At 48.1% G+C, this 24,434-nt stretch carries 23 protein-coding genes, 1 other RNA gene and 2 other annotated features; of the genes, 22 read left to right on the top strand and 2 right to left on the bottom strand.

Annotated features, from left to right (window positions below; all coding sequences use genetic code 11):
- The first annotated feature begins 67 nt into the window (after positions 1-67).
- From ASG02_RS08245 to ASG02_RS08215, 8 genes are all read left to right on the top strand, one after another.
- Entirely contained in the window at positions 68-2,266 is a 2,199-nt protein-coding gene (locus ASG02_RS08245) for a bifunctional (p)ppGpp synthetase/guanosine-3',5'-bis(diphosphate) 3'-pyrophosphohydrolase (RefSeq protein ID WP_056062492.1), read from the top strand.
- A 14-nt stretch (positions 2,267-2,280) separates the two neighbouring features.
- Positions 2,281-2,730, top strand: a complete 450-nt coding sequence (gene dtd, locus ASG02_RS08240; RefSeq protein WP_056062490.1) for a D-aminoacyl-tRNA deacylase — start codon at positions 2,281-2,283, stop codon at positions 2,728-2,730.
- 45 nt (positions 2,731-2,775) lie between these two features.
- Positions 2,776-2,997, top strand: a binding site (T-box leader).
- A gap of 42 nt (positions 2,998-3,039) precedes the next feature.
- Positions 3,040-4,320, top strand: coding sequence for a histidine--tRNA ligase (gene hisS, locus ASG02_RS08235; RefSeq protein WP_035406530.1), 1,281 nt, complete (start codon positions 3,040-3,042; stop codon positions 4,318-4,320).
- The gene (aspS, locus tag ASG02_RS08230) at positions 4,317-6,083 is read left to right on the top strand and encodes an aspartate--tRNA ligase (protein WP_056062487.1); all 1,767 of its coding nucleotides are present in this window, start codon (positions 4,317-4,319) and stop codon (positions 6,081-6,083) included. Before hisS ends, aspS begins: the two co-directional genes overlap by 4 nt.
- 62 nt (positions 6,084-6,145) lie before the next feature.
- The gene (locus ASG02_RS08225; protein WP_056062485.1) at positions 6,146-6,730 is read left to right on the top strand and encodes a DNA-3-methyladenine glycosylase; all 585 of its coding nucleotides are present in this window, start codon (positions 6,146-6,148) and stop codon (positions 6,728-6,730) included.
- A gap of 289 nt (positions 6,731-7,019) precedes the next feature.
- Positions 7,020-8,204 carry a DASH family cryptochrome gene (locus ASG02_RS08220; RefSeq protein ID WP_056062483.1) on the top strand — a complete coding sequence of 395 codons (1,185 nt, stop codon included), beginning with the start codon at positions 7,020-7,022 and terminating at the stop codon, positions 8,202-8,204.
- Positions 8,205-8,277: 73 nt separating this feature from the next.
- A non-coding RNA gene (ssrS, locus tag ASG02_RS15425) (6S RNA) lies at positions 8,278-8,467 on the top strand.
- A 93-nt stretch (positions 8,468-8,560) separates the two neighbouring features.
- Positions 8,561-9,325 carry a ThiF family adenylyltransferase gene (locus tag ASG02_RS08215; protein WP_023468920.1) on the top strand — a complete coding sequence of 255 codons (765 nt, stop codon included), beginning with the start codon at positions 8,561-8,563 and terminating at the stop codon, positions 9,323-9,325.
- Positions 9,326-9,337: 12 nt separating this feature from the next.
- On the opposite strand, the gene ASG02_RS08210 is transcribed toward ASG02_RS08215, so the two are convergent.
- Positions 9,338-10,675: a replication-associated recombination protein A gene (locus ASG02_RS08210; RefSeq protein WP_056062480.1), complete on the bottom strand. Its 1,338-nt coding sequence runs from the start codon at positions 10,673-10,675 to the stop codon at positions 9,338-9,340.
- 60 nt (positions 10,676-10,735) lie between these two features.
- Here ASG02_RS08210 and cymR point away from each other — a divergent pair, with 60 nt between their 5' ends.
- The 4 genes from cymR to ASG02_RS08190 are packed head-to-tail and all read left to right on the top strand — an operon-like array spanning position 10,736 to position 14,101.
- Positions 10,736-11,143, top strand: a complete 408-nt coding sequence (gene cymR, locus ASG02_RS08205) for a cysteine metabolism transcriptional regulator CymR (protein WP_056062801.1) — start codon at positions 10,736-10,738, stop codon at positions 11,141-11,143.
- 13 nt (positions 11,144-11,156) lie between these two features.
- Positions 11,157-12,284 carry a cysteine desulfurase family protein gene (locus ASG02_RS08200; RefSeq protein WP_056062477.1) on the top strand — a complete coding sequence of 376 codons (1,128 nt, stop codon included), beginning with the start codon at positions 11,157-11,159 and terminating at the stop codon, positions 12,282-12,284.
- Between the two features lie 16 nt (positions 12,285-12,300).
- Positions 12,301-13,422 (top strand): tRNA 2-thiouridine(34) synthase MnmA, encoded by a 1,122-nt coding sequence (gene mnmA / locus ASG02_RS08195; protein ID WP_029342234.1) that lies wholly within the window; start codon positions 12,301-12,303, stop codon positions 13,420-13,422.
- A 13-nt stretch (positions 13,423-13,435) separates the two neighbouring features.
- The gene (locus ASG02_RS08190; protein WP_056062473.1) at positions 13,436-14,101 is read left to right on the top strand and encodes a lipopolysaccharide assembly protein LapB; all 666 of its coding nucleotides are present in this window, start codon (positions 13,436-13,438) and stop codon (positions 14,099-14,101) included.
- A 47-nt stretch (positions 14,102-14,148) separates the two neighbouring features.
- Here ASG02_RS08190 and ASG02_RS08185 read toward each other — a convergent pair whose 3' ends face one another.
- Positions 14,149-14,697, bottom strand: a complete 549-nt coding sequence (locus ASG02_RS08185; protein ID WP_035406551.1) for a VOC family protein — start codon at positions 14,695-14,697, stop codon at positions 14,149-14,151.
- Positions 14,698-14,813: 116 nt separating this feature from the next.
- Here ASG02_RS08185 and ASG02_RS08180 point away from each other — a divergent pair, with 116 nt between their 5' ends.
- The 10 genes from ASG02_RS08180 (at position 14,814) to greA (ending at position 24,428) form a co-directional block, all read left to right on the top strand.
- Positions 14,814-17,039 carry an ATP-dependent RecD-like DNA helicase gene (locus ASG02_RS08180; protein WP_056062464.1) on the top strand — a complete coding sequence of 742 codons (2,226 nt, stop codon included), beginning with the start codon at positions 14,814-14,816 and terminating at the stop codon, positions 17,037-17,039.
- A gap of 42 nt (positions 17,040-17,081) precedes the next feature.
- Positions 17,082-17,292: a binding site (T-box leader), on the top strand.
- Between the two features lie 57 nt (positions 17,293-17,349).
- A complete protein-coding gene (gene alaS / locus ASG02_RS08175; protein WP_056062461.1) occupies positions 17,350-19,992 on the top strand; it encodes an alanine--tRNA ligase in 2,643 nt (880 codons plus the stop codon).
- A 34-nt stretch (positions 19,993-20,026) separates the two neighbouring features.
- The gene (locus tag ASG02_RS08170; RefSeq protein ID WP_029342229.1) at positions 20,027-20,296 is read left to right on the top strand and encodes an IreB family regulatory phosphoprotein; all 270 of its coding nucleotides are present in this window, start codon (positions 20,027-20,029) and stop codon (positions 20,294-20,296) included.
- Entirely contained in the window at positions 20,293-20,715 is a 423-nt protein-coding gene (gene ruvX, locus ASG02_RS08165; RefSeq protein ID WP_056062458.1) for a Holliday junction resolvase RuvX, read from the top strand. Before ASG02_RS08170 ends, ruvX begins: the two co-directional genes overlap by 4 nt.
- A 14-nt stretch (positions 20,716-20,729) precedes the next feature.
- Positions 20,730-21,017: a DUF1292 domain-containing protein gene (locus ASG02_RS08160; RefSeq protein WP_023468909.1), complete on the top strand. Its 288-nt coding sequence runs from the start codon at positions 20,730-20,732 to the stop codon at positions 21,015-21,017.
- Positions 21,004-21,297 (top strand): DUF1292 domain-containing protein, encoded by a 294-nt coding sequence (locus ASG02_RS08155; RefSeq protein WP_023468908.1) that lies wholly within the window; start codon positions 21,004-21,006, stop codon positions 21,295-21,297. Before ASG02_RS08160 ends, ASG02_RS08155 begins: the two co-directional genes overlap by 14 nt.
- Before the next feature lie 78 nt (positions 21,298-21,375).
- Entirely contained in the window at positions 21,376-22,524 is a 1,149-nt protein-coding gene (gene mltG / locus ASG02_RS08150) for an endolytic transglycosylase MltG (protein ID WP_035406563.1), read from the top strand.
- A 71-nt stretch (positions 22,525-22,595) separates the two neighbouring features.
- A complete protein-coding gene (locus tag ASG02_RS08145) occupies positions 22,596-23,234 on the top strand; it encodes an O-methyltransferase (RefSeq protein WP_081780346.1) in 639 nt (212 codons plus the stop codon).
- Between the two features lie 16 nt (positions 23,235-23,250).
- Positions 23,251-23,898 (top strand): uridine kinase, encoded by a 648-nt coding sequence (gene udk / locus ASG02_RS08140; RefSeq protein ID WP_035406565.1) that lies wholly within the window; start codon positions 23,251-23,253, stop codon positions 23,896-23,898.
- 56 nt (positions 23,899-23,954) lie between these two features.
- Positions 23,955-24,428, top strand: coding sequence for a transcription elongation factor GreA (gene greA, locus ASG02_RS08135; protein WP_029342224.1), 474 nt, complete (start codon positions 23,955-23,957; stop codon positions 24,426-24,428).
- The last annotated feature ends 6 nt before the right edge of the window (positions 24,429-24,434 follow it).

Raw genomic sequence — 24,434 nt, 5'->3', positions numbered from 1 at the left:
CGATAATAAGAATTATATATTAGGGATTCCGTTGCAGACGATCCCGGGGACTGGGTGAGGAAAAGGGATGACAAATAAACAAATCGTAAATGTAGAAGACCTTCTCGCTCGATGTGCGGAATACATGACGCAAGTTGAAGTCAAAGACATCGAACGTGCTTACCAATTCGCGAAAGACGAACATGATGGGCAATTCCGCCGTTCAGGGGAACCGTACATCATTCATCCGGTACAAGTTGCCGGTATCTTAGTCGATATTGGTTTGGATGCAACGACGATCGTCGCTGCGCTTCTTCATGATGTCGTCGAAGATACGGACATTACACTCGAAGAATTATCCGAACGATTCGGATCTGACGTTGCGATGCTCGTCGATGGCGTCACGAAACTCGGGAAAATTAAATATAAATCGAAGCGCGAAGAGTTAGCTGAGAACCATCGGAAGATGTTCATCGCGATGGCGGAAGACATTCGTGTCATCTTGATCAAACTGGCTGACCGTTTGCACAATATGCGGACGTTGCAACATATGGTCAAGGAAAAGCAAGTGCAAAAAGCAGAAGAGACGCTTGAAATCTTCGCGCCACTTGCGCATCGTCTCGGGATTTCGACGATCAAATGGGAACTCGAGGACATCAGTTTGCGCTACATCAATCCGCAACAATACTACCGGATCGTTTCGATGATGAAACAAAAACGGACGGAACGAGAAGCGCTCGTTAGTTCGGTTATTGAAGAGGTCAATGAAGTACTCGATGATGTACAGATTGCAGCGGAAGTCGATGGACGTCCGAAGCATATCTATTCCATTTATAATAAGATGCAAAACTCGAAAAAAGAGTTCAGTGAAATCTATGATTTGATGGCTGTGCGTATCATTGTTGACTCAATCAAAGATTGTTACGCTGTACTCGGAATCATTCATACGCAGTATAAACCGATGCCGGGACGTTTCAAGGATTATATCGCGATGCCGAAGCCGAACATGTATCAATCGCTGCATACGACGGTCATCGGACCGAAAGGCGAGCCGCTCGAGGTCCAAATTCGGACGCGAGACATGCATTTCATTGCCGAGTACGGGATTGCCGCTCACTGGGCGTATAAAGAAGGTAAGGAACAGGAAGCAAAATCTGGGTTTGAGGATAAGATTGCTCACTTCCGCGAGATTTTGGAGTTACAGAAGGACACGGCAGATGCCGAGGAATTCATGGAATCGGTCAAAGTCGACTTCTTCAGTGACATGCTGTACGTCTTCACACCAAAAGGCGACGTCATCGAGTTGCCGAAAGGTTCTGTTCCGATTGATTATGCCTACCGAATTCATACGGAAATTGGTCACCGGACGATCGGAGCGAAAGTCAACGGACGGATGGTACCGATCGACTATAAGCTAAAGACAGGTGACATCATCGAAATCGTCACGTCGAAGCATAGTTATGGTCCAAGTAAGGATTGGCTCAAGATTTGTGTGTCGAGTCAGGCGAAAAATAAAATCCGTCAATGGTTCAAACGTCAGCAACGCGAAGAGAACGTCTCAAAAGGACGGGAACTGATCGAAGCAGAAGTGAAGAAGCTTGGCTTTGAGCCGAAAGAAGTCATCAATGAGAAGACGCTCGAAGACGTGACGCGGAAGTTCAACTTCTCGCAAGAAGAAGACATGTACGCTGCTGTTGGCTATCATGGTCTGACTGCTGCCCAAGTCGCGCATAAATTAACGGAAAAATTACGCAAAGACAAAGAATCCAAAAATCTAGAACTGAACGAAGCAATCAGTGAGATGAAGACGTTCGATCGTCCGAAAAAGGAAAATCCGGAAGGGGTTCGGGTCAAAGGCATCGATAACATGCTCGTTCGCATGAGTCGTTGTTGTAATCCGGTTCCAGGGGACGATATCGTCGGATATATCACGCGTGGGCGTGGCGTCTCAATTCACCGGACGGACTGTTTGAACGTCATTCACGAACAAAATCCGGAACGTCTGCTCGAAGTCGAGTGGGAACATGAAGGTAAAGCCGTCAAGAGTTATAACGTCGAAATCGAAATTTCTGGATTTGACCGGGCAGGATTGTTGAATGATGTCTTGCAGTCGGTATCTGCGACAAATACGAACATCGTCGCTGTCAGTGGGAAGGGCGACGACAGTAAACAAGCCAAAATCACGATGACGATTGCGATCAATAACGTCAATCATCTACAGAAAGTCGTCGATCGAATTAAACAAATCTCTGACGTGTATGCTGTACATCGCGTCATGATGACGTAAGGAGCGGATGAGTCATGCGAGTCGTACTACAACGAGTCAAAGAAGCGAGCGTCACAGTCGATCAGGAGGTCATCGGACAAATCAAGCAAGGATTTCTCTTGCTCGTCGGTGTCACGCACGAAGATACGATCGATCAGGTGAACTGGTTAGCTGATAAAATCGCAGGACTCCGTGTGTTTGAAGATGAGGAAGAACGGATGAATCGCTCGTTACAGGATGTCGACGGTCAGATTCTATCCGTCTCGCAGTTCACGCTGTATGGTGATGTCAAAAAAGGACGTCGTCCAGCCTTCACGGAAGCGGCGAAACCGGATGTTGCCAATGAGTTGTATGAAGCGTTCAATGAACGTCTTCGTGCGCAAGGACTGACGGTCGAGACAGGTCAGTTCGGTGCCATGATGGATATCGCGCTCATTAATGATGGACCTGTAACGTTGATTCTTGAAAAAGAAGCAAACGCTTGACAGGAACCGAGAGACGAGGCAAAATTAGACGTAACCAAATGATTCATACGACCGAAGACGAAGAGGAGTAATCAAGACCTCGTCTGCTTAGAGAGTCGCCCCTTGGCTGAAAGGGCGAACAGACGAACTCGATGAAAGACCCTTCCGAGGTATCTTCCTGAACTGAGAGTAGGGAAGGTCGTACGCAGGCGTTAACTGCACCGAGTGGTCAAATGTGATTTGACAACCAGGGTGGTACCACGGGATCTTCAAGTTCTCGTCCCTTTGCGGACGAGAACTTTTTTGTATTCAAAAAAGGAGGAATTTGAGATGAAATTACCACGCGGTACGTTTGATGTCCTTCCAGGAACAGTCGAACGTTGGCAGTACATCGAACAACAATTACGTGAAATTAGTAAGCGTTACAACTATAAGGAAATCCGGACGCCGATTTTTGAGGAGACAGAACTCTTTAAACGTGGCGTTGGTGAGACGACGGATATCGTTCAAAAAGAGATGTTCATGCTTGAGAAACGTGGAAAAGACCAGTTGACGTTACGCCCGGAAGGAACGGCTGCCGTCGTTCGTTCATTCGTGACAAACAAACTGTTCGGTTCACCGAACCAACCAACGAAATTATTCTACATCGGACCGATGTTCCGTTATGAACGTCCGCAAGCAGGACGTTTCCGTCAGCTCCACCAATACGGAGTTGAAGCACTCGGAAGTGAACAACCGGCCATCGATGCGGAAGTCATCAGTCTCGCGATGAGCATCTACCGTTCATTCGGATTGAAGCATCTTAAACTGGTCATCAACACGCTCGGGGATAACGAAAGTCGCGCCGCACACCGGGCAGCACTCGTCGAACACTTTAAGCCAGTCGTTCACGAATTATGCCAGGACTGTCAAAATCGTCTCGAAACGAATCCACTTCGTGTCCTCGATTGTAAGGTCGACCGCGATCACCCGAGCATGGCAACAGCACCATCGATTCTCGATTACTTAAACCCGGCATCAAAAGCGTACTTCGACGAAGTGTTGCTTCACTTAGATGCACTCGGTATCGAGTACGTCGTTGATCCAACGCTTGTTCGCGGAATCGACTATTACAATCACACGGCGTTCGAAATCATGTCAGAAGCAGAAGGTTTCGGAGCAATCACGACACTATGTGGTGGTGGTCGTTACAACGGTCTCGTCGAACAGATCGGTGGACCGGCAACACCGGGAATTGGATTCGGAATCGGTATCGAGCGTTTATTGATGGCGCTTGAAAATGAGAACGTCTTACCAGCAGTCGACGATCAAATCGATGTCTTCATCGTCGCGCAAGGCAGTGACGAAGTCGAAAAGACAGCGACACGACTCCTACAATTAATGCGTCTTGAAGGACTTGTCGCGGATCGGGATTATCTCGGTCGGAAGTTCAAAGGACAATTTAAGGCAGCAGATCGCTTGAAAGCACGATACACGGTCATCCTCGGGGATGAAGAAGTCGAGCGTGGTGCAGCTGCCCTCAAAAACATGGCTACAGGGGAACAGACGGACGTTCCGTTATCAGCAGTCGCTGATACGATCGTCGCGAAATTAAAGGAGGAAGCACAATGATCGGACGCACGCATATGAACGGACAGGTGACAGAAAAAGTCATCGGACAACACGTTCAACTTAAAGGATGGGTTCAAAAACGACGTGACTTAGGAGGATTGATCTTCCTTGATCTCCGTGACCGTAGTGGCATCGTCCAAATCGTCTTCCAACCGGAAAACGAGCAGGCACACCGTCTTGCCGAATCGATTCGTTCGGAATATGTCCTCGATATTAAAGGACATGTCATCGCACGTGAGAATCCGAACCCGAACATCCCGACTGGACAAGTCGAGGTCGTCGCGGATGAAGTCGTCATCTTAAACGCAGCGAAGATGACACCGTTCCCGATCAGTGAAGAAGCGGAGCAGACGTCAGAAGATTTACGTCTCAAATACCGTTACCTCGACTTGCGTCGCCCATCGCTCCAAGAGACATTCCGTCTCCGTTCGAAAGCATCGAACATCATGCGGAACTTCCTCGATGAGCAAGACTTCCTTGAAGTCGAGACACCAATCTTAACGAAATCAACGCCAGAAGGCGCACGTGACTATCTCGTCCCAAGCCGTGTTCACCCGGGCGAGTTCTACGCCTTGCCACAATCTCCACAATTGTTCAAACAATTGCTGATGGTGTCTGGTTTTGAGCGGTACTTCCAAATCGCACGTTGTTTCCGTGATGAAGACTTACGGGCAGACCGTCAACCTGAATTCACGCAAGTCGACATCGAGACAAGCTTCATGGACATCGAAGACTTGTATGCAATGATGGAGTCGATGATGACACGCGTCATGAAAGAAACGCTCGGAAAAGATATCGTAACACCGTTCCCGCGGATGCCGTATGCAGAAGCAATGAGCCGGTATGGTTCGGATAAACCGGATACACGCTTCGGTCTCGAATTGATCGATGTCGCGGATGCCGTCAAAGGAGCAGGATTCAAAGTATTCGATATGGCACTTGAAGCAGGTGGAGAAGTCAAAGCATTGAACGTCAAAGGTGCAGCTGAACGCTTCTCACGAAAAGACATCGATAAGTTACAAGAATTTACGGCGATTTACGGTGCAAAAGGTCTCGCATGGGTCAAAGTGACAGCGGACGGATTGAATGGTCCAATCGCGAAGTTCTTCGACGAAGAAGCAACCGCTCGCTTGACAGCGGCGACAGATGCGGAAGCAGGCGACTTGTTGTTGTTCGTCGCAGCAAGAGCATCGATCGTAGCAGACAGCTTAGGTGCGCTCCGTCAGAAGTTGGCGAAGGAACTCGACTTAATTGATGAGTCGGTCTTCAACTTCCTTTGGGTGACAGACTTCCCACTTGTCACGTACGAAGAAGAAGATGGTCGTTTCTATGCGAACCACCACCCGTTCACGATGCCGCGTCGTGAGGATCTCGAATTGCTCGAGACGGATCCTGGCAAAGTCCTCGCAGTCGCGTATGACCTCGTCTTAAACGGATATGAGCTCGGCGGTGGATCACAACGGATTTATGAACGGGATATCCAGGAGCGGATGTTCAAGTTGCTTGGCTTCTCAGAAGAAGAAGCAAACGAGCAATTCGGCTTCTTGATGGAAGCATTCGAATACGGAACACCACCACATGCGGGGATCGCACTTGGTCTAGACCGTCTCGTCATGTTACTCGCAGGGCGTTCGAACTTGCGTGATACAATTGCCTTCCCGAAAACAGCATCAGCAAGTGATCTGTTGACGGCAGCACCAAGCCCAGTCTCGGATGCGCAATTGAATGATCTCTCGATTCGTACAGCAGTCAAACAATCTTAAGTCACGACAAGCGAATCTTCCGGTATGGGAGGTTCGCTTGTTTCATGAAGGAGGGCGAACGGATGGAACGACACTTTTTTGAACGGTCTCCGGTTGAAGTCGGACCAGACTTCTTAGGAACACACATCACGGTCGATGAGGTGACGATGCGAATCGTCGAGGTCGAAGCCTATCTCGGTCCTCACGATCAAGCGGCACACTCGTTTTCCGGTAAACCGACGAAACGAACGGCACCGATGTTCGGTCCACCCGGACATTTATATGTTTATTTCACGTATGGTATGCATCACTGTATGAATATCGTTTGTGGACATGAAGGGGAAGGATACGGACTGCTGTTACGAGGTGCCGAAATCATCAGTGAGCACGATCTTGTCGCTGAACGCCGTTTCGGTTGTTCCTACGCAGAATTGACTGCGATTCAACGACGAAATCTCGTCAATGGACCGGCAAAATTGTGCCAAGGATTCGGTCTAACGACTGCTGATTCAGGTCAGGATCTTTATCAAGACCGGTTTCGACTCGTTGCCGACCCAGTCGATGCAATCGTCCAGACGACACGCATTGGTATTCCAAATGCTGGAGAAGCGACGGCCTATCCATGGCGTTTTTATGTCGACGCGAGTGAAGGTGTCAGTAAACGTTAAAAAATGGACGCTCCGATCAGGAAGCGTCCATTTTTTATTTAGGATTGTTGATTGATTTTTTAGCTTGTTGTTTTTTATAGAATTTATAAACGATTGGTCCAACCGTCGTTACAAGCGTCACTAATGTTCTGAGTTTACCGCGTTTTGCAGCCATTGATCCATTCACTCCTCTGATTTGTTGTAGTAATCATATTCCACGAAAACAACGTCTTAAAACCTCGTCGGCACATCGATTGGTTTTCTAAGTCCCTTGGTCGGGTCATAGTATAAGAGAAGGGAGCCGATCAATATGGGAGCAGTCGTCTGGTACCGCAATGATTTGCGTGTCGATGATCATGAAGCACTTCGGAGCGCATGCGAAGAACAAGATACGATTCGGGCAGTATACGTTAAAAATCATAAGGAACAGCTGTTTGAAAGAGGCGCGCAACAAACGAAATTCGAAGAAGAAACATTAGTGAATTTAGCCGATCATTTGTCTCAAATCGGAATTGCATTAGATATTTTAGAGGGGAAGGTGAATGAGGCACTTGATTCTTATCTACAAACGGATGATACAGTCTATTTCCATAAGATGACTGGAACAGAAGAAGCGGCAAGTGAGCAGTATGTCAAAGACAGATATACAGTCCGTTCTTTTGAGACACAGACACTACATCGCCGGGAAGATATCGGAAGTGACGAACTGAAGCGCGTCTTTACAGCGTTTCGAAAACGTGTCGAGGCGAAAGGAACCTTCTACGATCCACTTGATCCACCAACGGGTATTCGATTAATAAGGGAGGAATCAGTCAAAGCGGATCCAGAGATTGCGTTCCCGTTCCGTGGTGGAGAATCAGCGGGGAGAGCACGTCTTCAAGAATACTTTGCTGAGCCTGTATTCACCTATAAAGAAACACGTAATGGTTTTTTGCGAGATGATTCTTCGAAGTTATCTGCCTGGCTAGCGAACGGATCGCTGTCACCGCGTCGCGTCATGGCTGAATTGCAGAAAGCCGAGCGAAAAAAGGGAGCAAATGAATCGACGTACTGGTTGTATTTCGAACTGTTATGGCGTGACTTTTTCCATTTAACGATGCGTGAGACAGGAAGTCGTCTGTTTCGATCGAATGGATTAAAGGAAGGACAATACACGTGGAAGACGGATCAGCTAGCTGTCGAACGTTGGATAAAAGGAAAGACCGGTGTACCGTTCGTTGATGCCTTTATGAACGAGATTCGCGAGACGGGATGGATGTCGAACCGGGGCAGGCAGATCGTTGCTAGTTATCTCATTCATGAATTAAAACAGGACTGGCGCATCGGAGCACAGTATTTTGAACAACAATTGATTGATCATGACGTTGCTTCGAACTATGGCAACTGGGCATTCATCGCAGGGGTCGGGAATGCGACACGGACGCCACGATTCGATCCCGTGTTCCAGCAACAACGATATGATCCGAATGAGGAATTCACGAAACGTTGGACTTAAAAAAGCATCTTTTTCTGGAGTGGGAAGTAGTTGCATTTCAGAGGGGAGGATGCTATATTAAATGCATCAGATGGGGTTCCTGAATTGTACGAGAGCCGCCTTTTATCTTTGAGCCACTCTTTTTTGATAGGGAGTTTGACGTTCCAACTAGTAGTACATGCCTCGTAACACAGCAGGAGGACGTACGAATAGGAATCGGATAAGACACCCACCTGCACAGCAGGTTCAAAAATAAGGTATCGACACGGCACTTCGGGTCCCATCGTCTTATTATTTTATTGTTTGACACGTCGCATGACGTTTTTTTTTATGATATAATTCCGAGTAAAACAGTATGAGTATTGTGAGGTTATGAGATGTTACATCAATTTTCGCGTAATGAACTAGCAATCGGTAAAACTGGACTTGACGCATTGGCATCCAAGTCTGTCGCTATTCTGGGAATCGGTGGTGTTGGATCGTTCTCGGCAGAAGCGCTTGCCCGTAGTGGTGTAGGTCGTTTGATTCTCGTTGATAAGGATGATATCGACATCACGAACGTCAACCGACAAATTCATGCCCTGCTTCCGACGGTCGGTCAGCCGAAGGTCGATGCGATGGCAGAACGTCTTGCGTTAATCAATCCAGACCTTGAAATCGTTCGTTTAAAGATGTTCTACAATGAAGAAACATTCGAGTCGTTCTTTGAACAGCAGCCGGATTATGTCATTGATGCATCGGACACGGTCTCGTTCAAAATTCACCTGATTCAAGAATGTAAGAAACGTAACATCCCGATTATCTCGAGCATGGGGATGGCGAACAAAATGGATCCGACACGCATCAAGATCGTTGACATCAAAGATACAAGTTATGATCCATTAGCGAAGGTTATTCGGACGAAACTCCGGAAAGCCGGCATCCATAAAGGTGTTCCTGTCGTCTTTTCCGATGAACCACCCGTTAAGATCATTGAAGAAGTCCGCCAAGTCGTCGGAAACGATGCCGCTGCGATTCGTAAAGCGAAGATGCCACCGAGTTCGAATGCATTTGTTCCATCTGTCGGTGGACTGATTGCAGCGAGCTACGTCATCAATGAGATTGTCCGTGAAGCTGGCGTGACGATCGAACGCGTTCGTTAAAAAAAAGCGACCTTATGGTCGCTTTTTCTGATGTGTGGCTGTTTGTTTGTTCCAAAAATCAAGTCGAGCTTGCAGTTGTTTCTCAAAACCGCGCGGGCTCGGGCGATAAAAGACCGGCTTTGTTCGGGCCAGGTTCTCGGGCCAGTAATTTTGTGGCACATAGGCATGCTCGAACTCATGAGGATATTGATAAGTGACACCATTCCCGAGCGCCGCTGCCCCCGGATGATGGGCATCGCGCAAGTGCGGCGGGACGGGTCCGCCGTCCGAACGACGAACGAGCGTCAATGCTTGATCGATTGCTGAGATGACAGCATTCGATTTCGGTGCCGTCGCGAGATATAAGACCGTTTCAGCAAGCGGGATCCGTGCTTCCGGGAAACCGACGTACTCGCACGCGCGTGCGCAGGCATCGACCATTAATAACGCTTGCGGATCAGACAGACCGATGTCTTCTGCCGCATGGACGTAGAGACGACGGACGATGAAACGTGGACTTTCGCCCGCTTCAATCATGACAGCGAGCCAGTAGAGCGCGGCGTCGGGATCGGAACCACGAATCGATTTAATGAAAGCGGAGATGACATCGTAATGACGATCGCCGTCCTTATCGTACTTCAATGCCTTTTGCTGAATCGATTCCTCCGCGACAGAAAGATCGATCGTGATCTGACCATCAATTTCTGGCGTCGTTAAGACGGCAAGTTCAAGTGCATTCAATAATGCCCGGTAGTCGCCGTCTGACAACTTGACGTAATGATCGATTGCTTCATCCGTGATCGTGATTGGATATTTGCCAAGACCACGCTCCGTGTCCTTCAGGGTCCGATCGAGGACGATCCGTAAATCATCTGCCGTCGGGGGTTCAAAACGAAAGACCGTTGCCCGCGATAAGAGAGCGGCGTTGACCTCAAAACTCGGATTTTCCGTCGTCGCCCCGATCAATGTGATCGTACCCGCTTCAAGCGCTGGCAGTAAGGCGTCTTGCTGCATCTTATTGAACCGATGGATCTCATCGAGAAAAAGGATCGTTTTTTGATCCTCGAACTGAAGACGAGCTTCGGCTGCTTTTAGAATTTCCCGTAATTGTTCCAGTTTCGCCGTGACCGCATTCAATTGCTCGAATGCTGATTTCGTATAACTGGAGATGACACGTGCGAGCGTCGTCTTACCGGTACCGGGTGGACCGTAAAAAATGACGGTTCCGAGACGATCGGCTAAAATGGCACGCCGCAGGAGCGTTGTCTCTCCAATCAGATGACGTTGTCCGACGATTTCATCCAGATTCTGCGGACGCATTCGATTCGCGAGCGGTCCGGCAGGAGACTGGGATTCAAATAAATGTGCCATACACATACGCTCCTTCCACTTTTAGCTACTACTATACTAGAAAGGATGATCCTTCGCATGATGAAAATCTCAACGAAAGGGCGATATGGTCTGACGATCATGATCGCACTCGCGAAAGAAGCTGAATCTAAACCATTGTCCTTAAAGAAAATCGCGCAGATGTATGACTTATCTGAACACTACCTCGAGCAATTGATCGCACCACTTCGTAATGGTGGTCTCGTCAAAAGCGTCCGCGGCGCTTATGGCGGATATAAGCTCGGTCGTGAAGCGCAAAGCATCACGGCGGGTGAAATCATCCGCTTACTTGAAGGACCACTCGTTGTCGTTGAAGGTGATGCGTGTGACGAGGTCACGAAACGCAAACTGTGGGATAAAATCCAACAAGCAGTCGATCAAGTACTCGATTCAACGACGCTACAAGACTTAGCGGAAGAAGACGATACAGGATACATGTTCTATATTTGAGAGGTGAAAACGAATGAATTACTTTGACCATTCGGCGACGACGCCGATGCGTCCGGAAGTCCTTGAGGCGATGACGCCTTATTTGCTCGAACAGTATGGTAACCCATCGAGTGTCCATGCGGCTGGTCGGTCTGCTCGTGCAGCGATTGACAAAGCACGTCGGCAGATCGCACAAGAATTGAACGCGAAACCAACCGAACTGATTTTCACAAGTGGTGGAACGGAGTCGGATAACTATGCCATCTTTGGTGCGGCAGAGGCAGCGCGTGAAAAAGGACATCATCTCATTACGACACGTTTTGAGCATCATGCCGTGCTCCGCGCCTTCGAAGAGCTCGAAAAACAAGGCTATGACGTCACGTATCTTGATGTACCAACGACAGGCGTCGTCTCATTGGATGCCTTGCAAGAAGCTGTCCGGGAAGATACGACACTTGTCTCGATCATGTTCGGCAACAATGAAGTCGGGACGATCCAGCCGATTGCGGCAATTGGTCAATTCTTACGGGAACGCGGTATTTTGTTCCATACGGACGCGGTGCAAGTGTTCGGAAAACAAGCAATTGATGTCGAAGCGTTACAGATCGATCTTTTATCCGCGTCTGGTCATAAAATCAATGGTCCAAAAGGAATCGGGCTATTATATGTACGGACAGGTGTGAAATTAGCGACGCAGACGTATGGCGGAGAACAGGAACGCAAGCGTCGCGCTGGTACGGAGAACGTACCGGGAATCGTCGGTTTAGCGAAAGCGCTCGAACTGATGATCGCAGAGCGCGATCAACAGCAGGACCACATCAAACAACTGCGTAGCGTTTTGCTAACACGCTTGGATGAAAGTGGCATCACTTACGAAGTCAACGGTGTTGAAGGATTGCCGAATGTCCTCAATCTTTACTTCCCGCAAATTGAAATCGAACCGTTCTTGATCATGCTTGATATGCGCCAGATGGCTGTATCGAGCGGGAGTGCATGTACGGCAGGATCCGTCGAGCCTTCGCATGTCTTGTCGGCGATGTATGGTGAAGATGAACGGACACGGGCATCGGTTCGGATCAGTTTTGGTCACGGAAATGAGCTCGCGCAAGTCGAACTACTCGCACAAGCCTTGCAAGATGTCGTAAAATCGTTTCAGAATTAACTAAGAGGTGAAATGAATGAATACACGAGCGAAAGCCCCGAGTGAAACGACAGTCGTCGTTGGGATGTCGGGCGGTGTCGATTCGTCTGTGACGGCTCATTTATTAAAAGAGCAAGGCTATAACGTCATCGGGATCTTCATGAAAAACTGGGATGACACGGATGAGAACGGCTTTTGTACGGCGACGGAAGATTATGAAGACGTCATCGCCGTAGCCAATCAAATCGGCATTCCGTATTATGCGGTCAATTTTGAAAAAGAGTACTGGGATAAGGTCTTCACGTACTTCCTCGATGAATATAAACTCGGTCGGACACCGAATCCAGACGTCATGTGTAACAAGGAAATCAAGTTCAAAGCCTTCCTCGATCACGCGATGCGTCTTGGTGCCGATTTCGTCGCGACAGGTCATTATGCACGTGCTGTCTATGAAGATGGAGAACATAAATTGCTTCGTGGTGTCGATGCAAATAAGGATCAAACGTATTTCTTGAATCAATTGTCGCAAGAGCAAATCGCGAAGGCGATGTTCCCAATCGGTCACATGGAAAAATCAGAAGTGCGCCGGATCGCAGAAGAAGCGAACCTTGCAACAGCTAAGAAAAAAGACTCGACCGGTATTTGCTTCATTGGCGAGCGGAATTTTAAACAGTTCCTCGGTCAATACCTACCGGCACAACCCGGTGAGATGCGGACGCTTGACGGCAACGTCATGGGTCGTCACGATGGATTGATGTACTATACGATGGGGCAACGCCACGGGCTTGGTATCGGTGGCGACGGAGAACCTTGGTTCGTCGTCGGAAAAAACCTAAAAGAGAACATTCTCTATGTCGATCAAGGATTCCATAACGAATTATTGTATTCGGAAGGATTACTTGCTTCAGATGTCAGTTGGACATCTGAACGTCCAGTCGGTGAGACATTCCGTTGCACAGCGAAATTCCGTTACCGTCAACAAGACACAGCCGTCACGGTTCGTGTCCTTGAAGATGGACTCGATGTTTCGTTTGACGAACGTCAACGGGCGATCACACCAGGACAAGCGGTCGTGTTCTATGATGGAGACATCTGCCTCGGTGGTGCGACAATCGATGCAGCCTATAAAGCAGGCGAACGCCTCGCTTATTTAGCGTAAGGAGCAAAAGAAGATGAACTATAATGAAGTAGGGTTCCGGCATCTAGAAGCTGGAAATTATGAATTAGCAGCGCAAGCTTTTAATGATGCGATCGAACAAAACCCAAAAGATCCGACGGCGTACGTCAATCTTGGAACATTACTCCAATCGATGAACGACGCTGATCGTGCCCTTCGTTTTTATGACCGGGCACTGATGATTGATAATACGTTTGCGAGTGCCTATTATGCGAAAGGCGCTCTGTTCTTTGCTGCCGACAAACTCGTCGAAGCAGAGGAATCATTGCGGGCAGCGTTGTTATATGGACTTGACGACGCGGATCTCCATTTCATGCTTGGGATGACGTATCAAAAACTCGGTGATCCAGTACGCGGCTTACCTCGTTTACAGCGTGCGTCAGAACTAAACGGTGTCGATATCGAGATCGCATTTCAATACGGACTTGCCTTAGCGCAAAACGAGAAGTTGGAAGAAGCGGTCGAGATGTTTGAGCATGTCTTGATGCTTGACGAAACGCATACAGATGCACGATACAATTATGCGATTGCTCTTGCCTTCCTCGGTCAACAGGAAGCCTGTTATGCAGAACTTGAAGCCGTTCTTGCCTATCAGCCGGAACACGCGCTTGCACGAGATGCAAAAGCGAAGATGGATGCGTTATTAAAACAAGCAGATTGATCTAAAAAAAGACGATTCCAGGAGGAGTCGTCTTTTTTGTATGGTATTTAATTCCCGACTTCACGGATGACACGAAGCGGAGGTCCGGAAAAGTCTTCATAGGCTTCATCCATGTTTTTCGTATACAGTTCGATGACGTTATTTTCTGTATCCTTGAAATAAGCGGAATACTCTTTTTGGTTCGAGGTCTCCTGTTCATCCCATTCTCTGAGCTTCACGGTGATTGAAGCTTCCCGAAGCTGATTTAAGGCTTGCTGGAACTCGTCCTTCTCAACGTAAAAGGCGCAGTGGACATGGACTCCGCCTTCATCGTACAACGTATCCCATTCGGAGACCGGTAAATGTTTAACGGTTCGTTCTTCCATCGTGAAGTCCCGTTTCAGCCAAAGACCGAGTCGGGTGTTGCCGCCAATGTAGAGCCACGTTGCCCAGACCCCATCTTGTTTAGATTGTTCTTTGCTCGGCTCAGCATCCTCAGGTGCCCATTGCTCGACAATCGGAATACCAAGTGTCCCATTCCAAAAGCCAAGGGCGCGATCCATATCCTCGACTTCAAGTACTAATTCACACAATCCTGCAATCGGTAAACGTGCCATCCTTGAACTCCTCCTCTTAACGAAATGTTTCACGGTATCTTTCCCTGATTTAAAATCCGGTAAACGAATGCTATGATGAAAGCAGCGAATGAAAAAGAGAGAAAGAAGGTGGAGTGATGGAGCACCCCCATCAAGTCGTCGGGCGCGTCAAACGTGTGCTCTTTTCTTCTGAAGAGGAAGCACACTCCATTGTACTGGTCGCTGTCAAAGAAAAGAACTTTGAATTAAAAGAGACCGAGCTCGTCATTACGGGTACAGGAGTCGGAATCGAACTCGGAGGGACGTATCAAGCATTCGGTCGTCTCGTTGATCATCCTCGCTTCGGAAAACAACTGAAGGCGGAGCTGATTCGCCGATCGGTTCCGATGACTAAACATGCGACGATCCGCTTCTTGACGAATGGTTCGTTCACCGGCATTGGTCCGAAAACAGCGAAAAATATCGTCGATGCTCTTGGAGAAGACGCAGTGGATCTCATATTAAAGGATGAACGGGTACTGAATCAGGTGCCTGGGTTAAAACAAAAACAAGCAGACATCATATTGAATCGACTCGCGACGCTATACGGTGTCGATCAGTTGATGCTGTTCTTAGCACCGTTTGATGTCACACCGAAGCTAGCGGCAAAGATCTATGCCGCGTACGAGGGCGACGCCATGGCACGGATTCGGGAGAATCCGTATTCCTTGATGTATGAAGTAAACGGGATTGGCTTTAAGACAGCCGATCATATTGCCGCGCACCTCGGACTTGTCGGATTACACCCGGAGCGTGTCGCTGCTTCGATCATGCATATATTAGAACAAGAAGCGGGCGAGGGACATGCCTTCGCGACGGTCGACTCGCTATTGCAACGGGCACCCCGTCTGCTAGGGGAGGATCCGGGAGAGCGGCTAGAACAAGCGATCGAACTGTTGCTCGCTGAAGATAAGGTCAAGCTTGAAGAAGGTTGCTTGTATTTACCGACGATCTTTTATGCGGAAGTCCGCGCGGCGAAGGAACTAGCACGCGTCATGGCAAACGGTGCCGAACAAGAAGTCGATGTCGCGACGATCCTTGAAGCAATTGGTCACCTCGAAGAACAGTTTGGCATGGAATATGCTGCGCAACAGCGAGAAGCGATCGAGTTAGCGGTCAAAGCACCGCTGATGGTCTTGACTGGTGGACCGGGTACCGGTAAGACGACTGTCATCAAGGGAATTTTACATGCCTTGCAAGAAATTCATGACTGGCCGCTTGAGAAGAGTCGCGTCAAGACAGGGGATGTCTATCCATACGTCCTTGTTGCACCGACGGGACGTGCCGCTAAACGTCTATCGGAAGCAACAGATGTACCGGCGATGACGATTCACCGTCTCTTAAAGTATGACGGAACGAACTTTCAACTGAATGAGGATCAGCCGATCACGGGAAAAGTACTGATCATCGATGAATCGTCGATGATTGATATCTACTTGTTATCGAGTTTGCTTCGCGCCGTCCCGAACGGCATGAAGATCTTGTTCGTCGGTGACCGCGATCAATTGCCATCCGTCGGTCCAGGACAGGTGCTGGCAGACTTGATGGATACGGAAGGAATTCCCGTCGTCCGTTTGAACGTCGTCCATCGTCAAGCAGAAGATTCTTCGATATTGCGTCTTGCGCACGATTTGAAGAACCGGACGACGTCTGCTGATTTGTTATCACCCCTTGCGGATCGCCGCTTCTACACTGCGTCTCCGCAAGAGACGTTACGGGGCATCTCGGCCTTCGCGGAAAAAGCGCTCGCAAAAGGCTACTCGAAATTCGATGTCCAGGTACTCGCGCCGACCTACCGGGGTCAGGTCGGGATCGACGAATTGAATGTCGCCTTGCAACGCGTCTATAACCCGGAGGAACCGAAGAAACGGGAAGTCAAACAAGGGACGCGGATTTACCGGACCGGGGACAAGATTCTCCAGCTCGTCAACAATGCGGAAGAAAACGTCTATAACGGAGATATCGGCGAAATCGTCAATATCTTCTTCGCTAAAGAGAATGTCGATAAAGTCGATAAAATCATCGCCCGGTTCGATCAGACGGAGGTCGAGTACAACCGGAGTGATTGGGATCAATTCACGCACGCCTATGCGATTACGATCCACAAAGCGCAAGGATCTGAGTTTCCGATCGTCTTGATGCCAGTCTATTTCACGGGGGCGTTCAAACATTCCCGAAATTTAATTTATACGGCAGTTACTCGGGCAAAATCAAGTTTGTTATTATTCGGTGATCCGCGTGCGTTCCATAAAGCGTCGCAAGAAGAGGAACCCCGGCGCCGAACACGATTGATCGAACGACTCGGTGGGGTGACAAAGACTTGACGGATGCTGTTCGATAGGTAATAATCACGATAGATGAATGGACGTAACACGTTGATGGAAGATAAGTAAAAGGAAAACTCGAGTCCAGAGAGAAGTGAGTCTGCTGCAATCACTTTCTCGAGTCCCTTTGAAGCTCCTTCCGGAGTCGGGTGTAAACACCTGCGGGTCATCCCCGTTATCAGATGTTCGAGGTAGGCAATAGGTTGCTTACGAACGAGGGTGGTACCACGGAAGCGATGCTTTCGTCCCTTTTCAGGGATGAAAGCATCGCTTTTTTGCGTCCAAATAAAACCAATGGAGGTAACTGTTCATGAAAGCTCTAAAACCATTAACGGGTGCACAAATCCGTCAGATGTATCTTGATTTCTTCCAAAGCAAAGGGCATGCGATCGAACCGAGTGCTTCACTCGTGCCGGTCGAGGATCCATCGCTCTTGTGGATCAACTCGGGTGTTGCAACACTCAAGAAATATTTTGATGGTCGTGTCATTCCTGATAATCCACGTATCGTCAACGCACAAAAATCAATCCGGACGAACGATATCGAAAACGTCGGGAAAACAGCGCGTCACCATACGTTCTTCGAGATGCTTGGAAACTTCTCTGTCGGTGATTATTTCCGTGAAGATGCAATCAAATGGGGTTGGGAACTCTTGACGAGTGATGACTGGTACGGTCTTGACCCAGAACGTCTTTCGGTCACGATTCATCCGGAAGATGATGCAGCGCGTCAAATCTGGCTTGAACTCGGCGTACCGGCTGAGCGGATCATTCCGCTTGAAGATAACTTCTGGGAAATCGGTGAAGGTCCATCTGGTCCGAATACGGAAATCTTCTTCGATCGTGGTCCAGCTTTCGGAGACGATCCGAACGATTCAGAACTTTATCCAGGTGGCGAAAACGAACGCTATCTCGAGATCTGGAATATCGTCTTCAGTCAGTACAACCACGACGGACACGGCAACTACACGGAACTTCCGCGTAAAAACATCGATACTGGGATGGGACTCGAACGGATGGCGTGTGTCATGCAGGACGTGCCGACGAACTTCGATACGGATCTGTTCATGCCGATCATTCATAAGACAGAAGAAATCAGCGGCAAGATCTACCGTGATGATTCGAAACTTGATGTAGCATTCAAAGTCATCGCAGACCACATCCGTACTGTATCATTTGCGATCGGTGATGGGGCTCTTCCTTCGAATGAAGGACGTGGATATGTCCTTCGTCGTTTACTACGCCGTGCGGTTCGTTATGCGAAGATGCTTGGGATCGAACGTCCGTTCATGTATGAACTCGTTGATACGGTTGGAAATGTCATGGTCGACTTCTACCCACAAGTTCCGGAAAAAGCGGACTTCATCAAACGCGTCATTAAAAACGAAGAAGAACGTTTCCATGAGACGCTTCATGACGGTCTTGCAATCTTGAACACGGTCGCTCAGACGTCTAAGGCAAACGGTGAGCACATCATCAGTGGCGAAGATGCGTTCCGTTTGTATGACACGTATGGTTTCCCACTCGAATTGACAGTTGAGTATGCGGAAGATCATCAGATGTCTGTTGATGAAGAAGGCTTCAAACAAGCGATGGACGCGCAACGTCAACGTGCGCGGGCAGCACGTGAAGAGAGCGGTTCGATGCAACAACAATCGGAAGTCCTCTCGACACTAAAAGATAAAAGTACGTTCGTCGGCTATACCGACCTTAAGGCGGATGCAAAAATCATCGCATTGTTGCATGATGGAGAACGAGTCACAGAAGTGGCTGCTGGTGAAGAAGCGCAAGTCATTCTCGATATCACGCCGTTCTACGCTGAAAGTGGTGGTGAAGTAGCGGATACAGGAACAATCGAAGGCAAAGACTTCGTTCTTGATGTCAAAGATGTTCAAAAGGCACCAAACGGTCAAAACTTGCATACGGTCATCGTCCGTACAGGAATCGCAACGGAAGCTGCAGACGTCGTTGCAAACGTCGAAGCAGCAGAACGTAAAGCCGTCACGAAAAACCATACGGCAACACACTTGCTTCATAAAGCATTGAAAGACACGCTCGGAACACACGTCAACCAAGCGGGATCACTCGTTTCTCCAGAACGTCTCCGCTTCGACTTCTCACACTTCGGTGCAGTGACACAAGAAGAGTTGACAAAAATCGAACAAGACGTCAACCAAGCGATCTGGGCATCATTACCGGTTGATATCGAAGAGATGAACATCGCTGATGCAAAAGCAAAAGGCGCGATGGCATTGTTCGGTGAGAAGTACGGGGAAACGGTCCGTGTCGTCTCAGCAGGCACATACTCGATTGAATTGTGTGGCGGAATCCACGTCGGAAACACTGCAGAGATCGGTCTGTTCAAGATCGTCTCAGAGTCTGGGATCGGTGCAGGTACACGCCGGATCGAAGCCGTGACAGGTGCAGGCGCGTATCGTGTGATGAATCAACACTTAGAAACACTCGAACAAGCAGCAGCTGTCTTGAAAACGAAAACGACGGAAGTTCCAGTTCGTATCGAAGCACTGCAACAACAACTTCGTGAGACGGAACGGGCGAACGAATCGTTGCAAGCAAAACTTGCGAACATCGAAGCTGCTTCACTAAAGGACGATGTTGAGGAAATCAACGGCGTACGTGTGCTTGCGAAACGTGTCGACGTCTCAGATATGGATGCCCTTCGCGGTATGATGGATGAGTTGAAGAGCTCACTCGGATCAGCAATCATTGTTCTCGGTAGTGCGCAAGGTGAAAAAGTCAATCTCGTCGCAAGCGTTTCAAAAGATTTAATCGACCAAGGCTATCATGCTGGTAAATTGATCAAGGAAGTCGCAACACGCTGCGGTGGTGGCGGTGGCGGTCGCCCTGACATGGCTCAAGCTGGTGGGAAAGATGCGTCGAAATTAGAAGAAGCACTTGCGTACGCTTCACAATACGTGCAATCACTGGCATAATAGAAACGTAGTGTATATGAAAGAGGTGATGAACGTGAGTCAGATGGATCAAACGATGAAATTCAACTTTCCAGAAGACGATAACAAAGCAGCGACACGGGATGTGTTGTTGACGGTCTATCATGCTTTAGAAGAAAAAGGATATCATCCGATCAACCAAATCGTCGGCTATCTCCTATCTGGAGATCCTGCTTACATTCCTCGTCATAATGACGCACGTAACTTAATTCGTAAGATTGAACGTGACGAATTGCTCGAAGAACTCGTGAAATCTTATTTGGCGGAGAGTGGAAATTCAAAATGAAACGTGCAATGGGACTAGACGTCGGTTCGAAGACGATCGGGGTAGCGGTCAGTGACTTGATGGGCTGGACGGCGCAAGGTGTCGAGACGGTCAAGTGGACGGAACCGGATTACCCAGAAGCCTTCAAACGGCTCGATGTCATCATGGAGACATACAATGTCGAAATCCTTGTCATTGGTCTTCCGAAAAACATGAACGGTTCCATCGGTCCCCGTGCGGAGGCGAGTGAAGCCTTTGCGAAGGAAATCGAACAGCATACTGGGCTTGAAGTCGTCTTCATGGATGAACGGTTGACGACGATGCAAGCAGAACGGATGCTGATCGATGCCGATGTCAGCCGCAAGAAACGAAAACAAGTCATCGATAAGATGGCTGCCGTCATGATCCTGCAATCGTATTTGGATCGGGCGAATCGATGAAGGGGGAGAAACCGATGGCTGAAGAAAAACGTCAGTATCTCTTTCCAGATGAAGAGGGCGGCGAACATCTTTTCGAAGAATGGTACCGTTACTCGAGTGAACGGACAGGAAAAACCTATCTATTTCTTGAAATGATCGGTAACCCTGACGAAGGAGCGGATGATCTAATCATCTGTGAGATCGATGAATATGGAGAAGGCGAAGATGATTTTGAATTGAGCCTGATCGATGAAAATGATGAGCAAACTTGGGATGAACTCGAGCTTGCGTTAAAGGAGCGGATCACTGATGCAACAGAATGAGCCAACACGTTACGTAATTCCGGACGGCGAAGGAAATGATTTCGAATTCGTAGAACGTCTGCGTTATGAAAGCCCACGTTCGAGCAAGACATACATCTTCCTCGAGCCAATCGGAGCAGATTATGACGAAGCAGAAGAAGTCGATATCTTCGTTTACGAACTCGACGAATACGGTGATGGAGACAACGACTTCAACCTCGTACCAATCGACGAAGACGATACAGCGACTTGGGATGAAATCGAAGAAGTCTTTAACACGCTCGAAGATCAGTTAGACTAACCCGACTCATGACAGGTGACGTCGTAAGAGACTTTCTCTTACGGTGTCACCTTGTTTTAAGAGAAGAAGGAGGAACCGATGGAGAACGAATGGAAACAAAATGCTGAAATCGAAAAAAGGCGACGCCGGACATCACGCCGGATCACGCTGATCATCCTTTCTGTATTGTTGACGATTTTTCTAGTTACCAGTGCGGTCATCTATGTCTTTTTGAAAAATGCGCTTGAACCGGTCGATGAAGCAGCGACGAAATCCGTCAAAGTCGAAATTCCTTTAGGCGCAGGAACGAGTACGATCGCTTCCTTACTAAAGGAAAAAGATTTGATTGCAAACGAGACGATTTTCCGTTATTACGTCCGTTATAAGAATGAATCGTCATTCCAGGCGGGTACATATACCCTGTCACAAGCCATGTCCCCGGATGAAATCATCAATGAATTGAAAACGGGAACGGTCATGAAGGCAGCGGATGTGAAAATCACGTTACCTGAAGGCATCACGATGGATCGTCAAATTGATTTAATCGCGAAAGCTACGAAGTTCAAAGAAGAGACGATTCGTAAAGAATTGACGGATGCGATGTTCATCGATGCCATGATTGAAAAATATCCGATGTTGACGGATGAAGTGAAGAAGAATGGCGTCTTGTACGCACTTGAAGGATATCTCTTCCCAGCAACGTATGAGTTCGATAAAGGAAAAAGCATTGATCAAATCGTCGAGACGATGCTCGACGAGACAGAAAAAGTCTACGATGAAAATGAGGATGCCATTCGAAAGTCAGGCATGACCTTCCATGAAGTGCTCAGTCTCGGTTCAATGGTCGAGCGTGAAGCCGCGACACCGAAGGATCGTCGTGAAATCGCAGGCGTCTTCAAAAACCGTTTAGATGATGGCATGAAACTTCAGTCGGACCCGACGGTTTGGTATGGTACAGGCGAGAATACGGCATTGACGACGCTGAAGGATCTTGAGAATAACTCGAAGTACAATACGTATAAGTACGAAGGAATTCCGATTGGTCCGATTTCAACGGTCAGTAAGGATTCCGTATTAGCTGTCTTGAACCCGAATAAAACAAAATATGTCTATTTCTTCGCCCGTCCACCAAGTGATACACATCCACGAGGACAGATTCTTTACGAAGAGACATATGAAGAACATCAACGAAACGTCGTTAAGTATAAACCGGAATGGGTGGAATACGAAGCGAGTAAAGAGCAATGAGCAACGGGTTGGGTTGAAGCGGAAATGACGCTTCAAGTCAACCTGTTTATGCGGAAGAGGGAGTGAATGGCGTGAAGGATTTCACGACCTATGTCGAATCGATGATTCATCCTCGTGATGCCCTACTAGAAGAAATGGAGCGTTATGCGGAAGAACATCATATACCGATCATCGAGTTGACCGGTTCCGAAGTCTTGTTGTCGCTCCTGCGATTACAGCAACCGAAGCGTATTTTAGAAGTCGGAACAGCAATTGGTTATAGTGCGATCCGGATGGCACGCGCGTTACCGGATGCGCGTATTACGACAATCGAACGGAATGCAAAGCGGTATGAAGAAGCAAAAACCTTCATCGCCCGGTCAGATGTGGCGGATCGGATTGACATCATTTTTGGTGATGCAGTAGAATTAGCCGAAACGCTTGAAGACCAGTTTGATGCAGTCTTCATCGATGCAGCTAAAGGACAGTATAAAAAATTCTTTGCGGGATATGGGCGACTCATTCCAGAGGGTGGCGTGCTTTATACGGACAATCTCTTCTTACACGGAGATGTCCTTGAGCCTGACCCGAAGACGTTCGATCGAAGAAGACGTCGGCTCGTGCGTCTCGTCAAAGAATTCACGGTCTGGATGATGGAACAAGAACAATATGATACGACGATTTTTCCGCTCGGTGACGGTGTATCCGTCAGTCGGAAAAAGTCGAAATGATGGAGGAACGAATGACATGCAAAAACCGGTAGTAATAGGCGTAGCGGGCGGAACGGGTTCAGGGAAGACGACGGTGGCACGTTCACTTGTCGATGCGTTCCCAAGCGAATCAATCGTCATGATTGAACAGGACGCATACTATAAAGACCAAAGTGAATTATCAATGGAAGAGCGATATCAGACAAACTATGATCATCCATTTGCTTTCGATAATGGTCTTTTGATCGAACACATTCAAGCGCTCCGCGAAAACATTGCCGTTGAAAAACCGGTATATGATTATGTCGCACATACACGTGCTCAAGAAACGATTCGTCTCGAACCACGTGATGTCATCATCGTAGAAGGAATTTTAGCGCTTGAAGACGAACGGTTACGGGAACTAATGGATATTAAGGTGTTCGTCGATACGGATGCGGACGTTCGCATTCTTCGTCGGATGCAACGTGATATCAACGAACGTGGGCGTTCAATTGATTCTGTCGTTGAGCAGTACACGAATGTCGTCCGTCCGATGCATCTGCAGTTCTGTGAACCGACAAAACGTTATGCGGATATCATCGTACCAGAGGGCGGCGAAAACCACGTGGCAATCGATTTACTCGTAACGAAAATCCGAGCGATCCTTGATTATCGTTCGGCACTTGATCAAAGAGGATATTGATTCCAAAAAAGATGTGAATATACTATACTAGTGGAATAAAAAGGAGCGTGACAAAAATGGCAGAAAAGCAATACTACATGACGCTTGAAGGTAAAGCGAACATTGAAAATGAATTGAATGAATTGAAGTCAGTCCGCCGGAAAGAAGTCGTCGAGAACATCAAGATTGCCCGTTCGTTCGGTGACCTTTCAGAGAACGCAGAGTATGATTCAGCAAAAGAAGAGCAAGCAATGGTCGAAGGCCGGATTGCTCAACTGGAAGAGATGCTTCGCAACGTTGCCATCATCTCGGAAGAAGAGAAGGATATCTCAGTCGTCGGTATCGGAACGACAGTCACTTTCTTGAGTGTCGAAGACAACGAAGAAGATACGTATACGATCGTTGGTAGTGCCGAAGCAGATCCGTTCACGGGTAAAATTTCGAACGAATCACCAATCGCAAAAAGTTTAATGGGGCACCAAGTCGGAGATCAAGTCTCTGTACCAGCACCAGGCGGCGAATACGCAGTAAAAATTACATCGATCAAATAAAGAACA

The sequence above is a fragment of the Exiguobacterium sp. Leaf196 genome (genome assembly GCF_001423965.1).
Lineage (GTDB): Bacteria > Bacillota > Bacilli > Exiguobacteriales > Exiguobacteriaceae > Exiguobacterium_A.
This window is presented reverse-complemented; position numbering and strand designations above follow the sequence as displayed.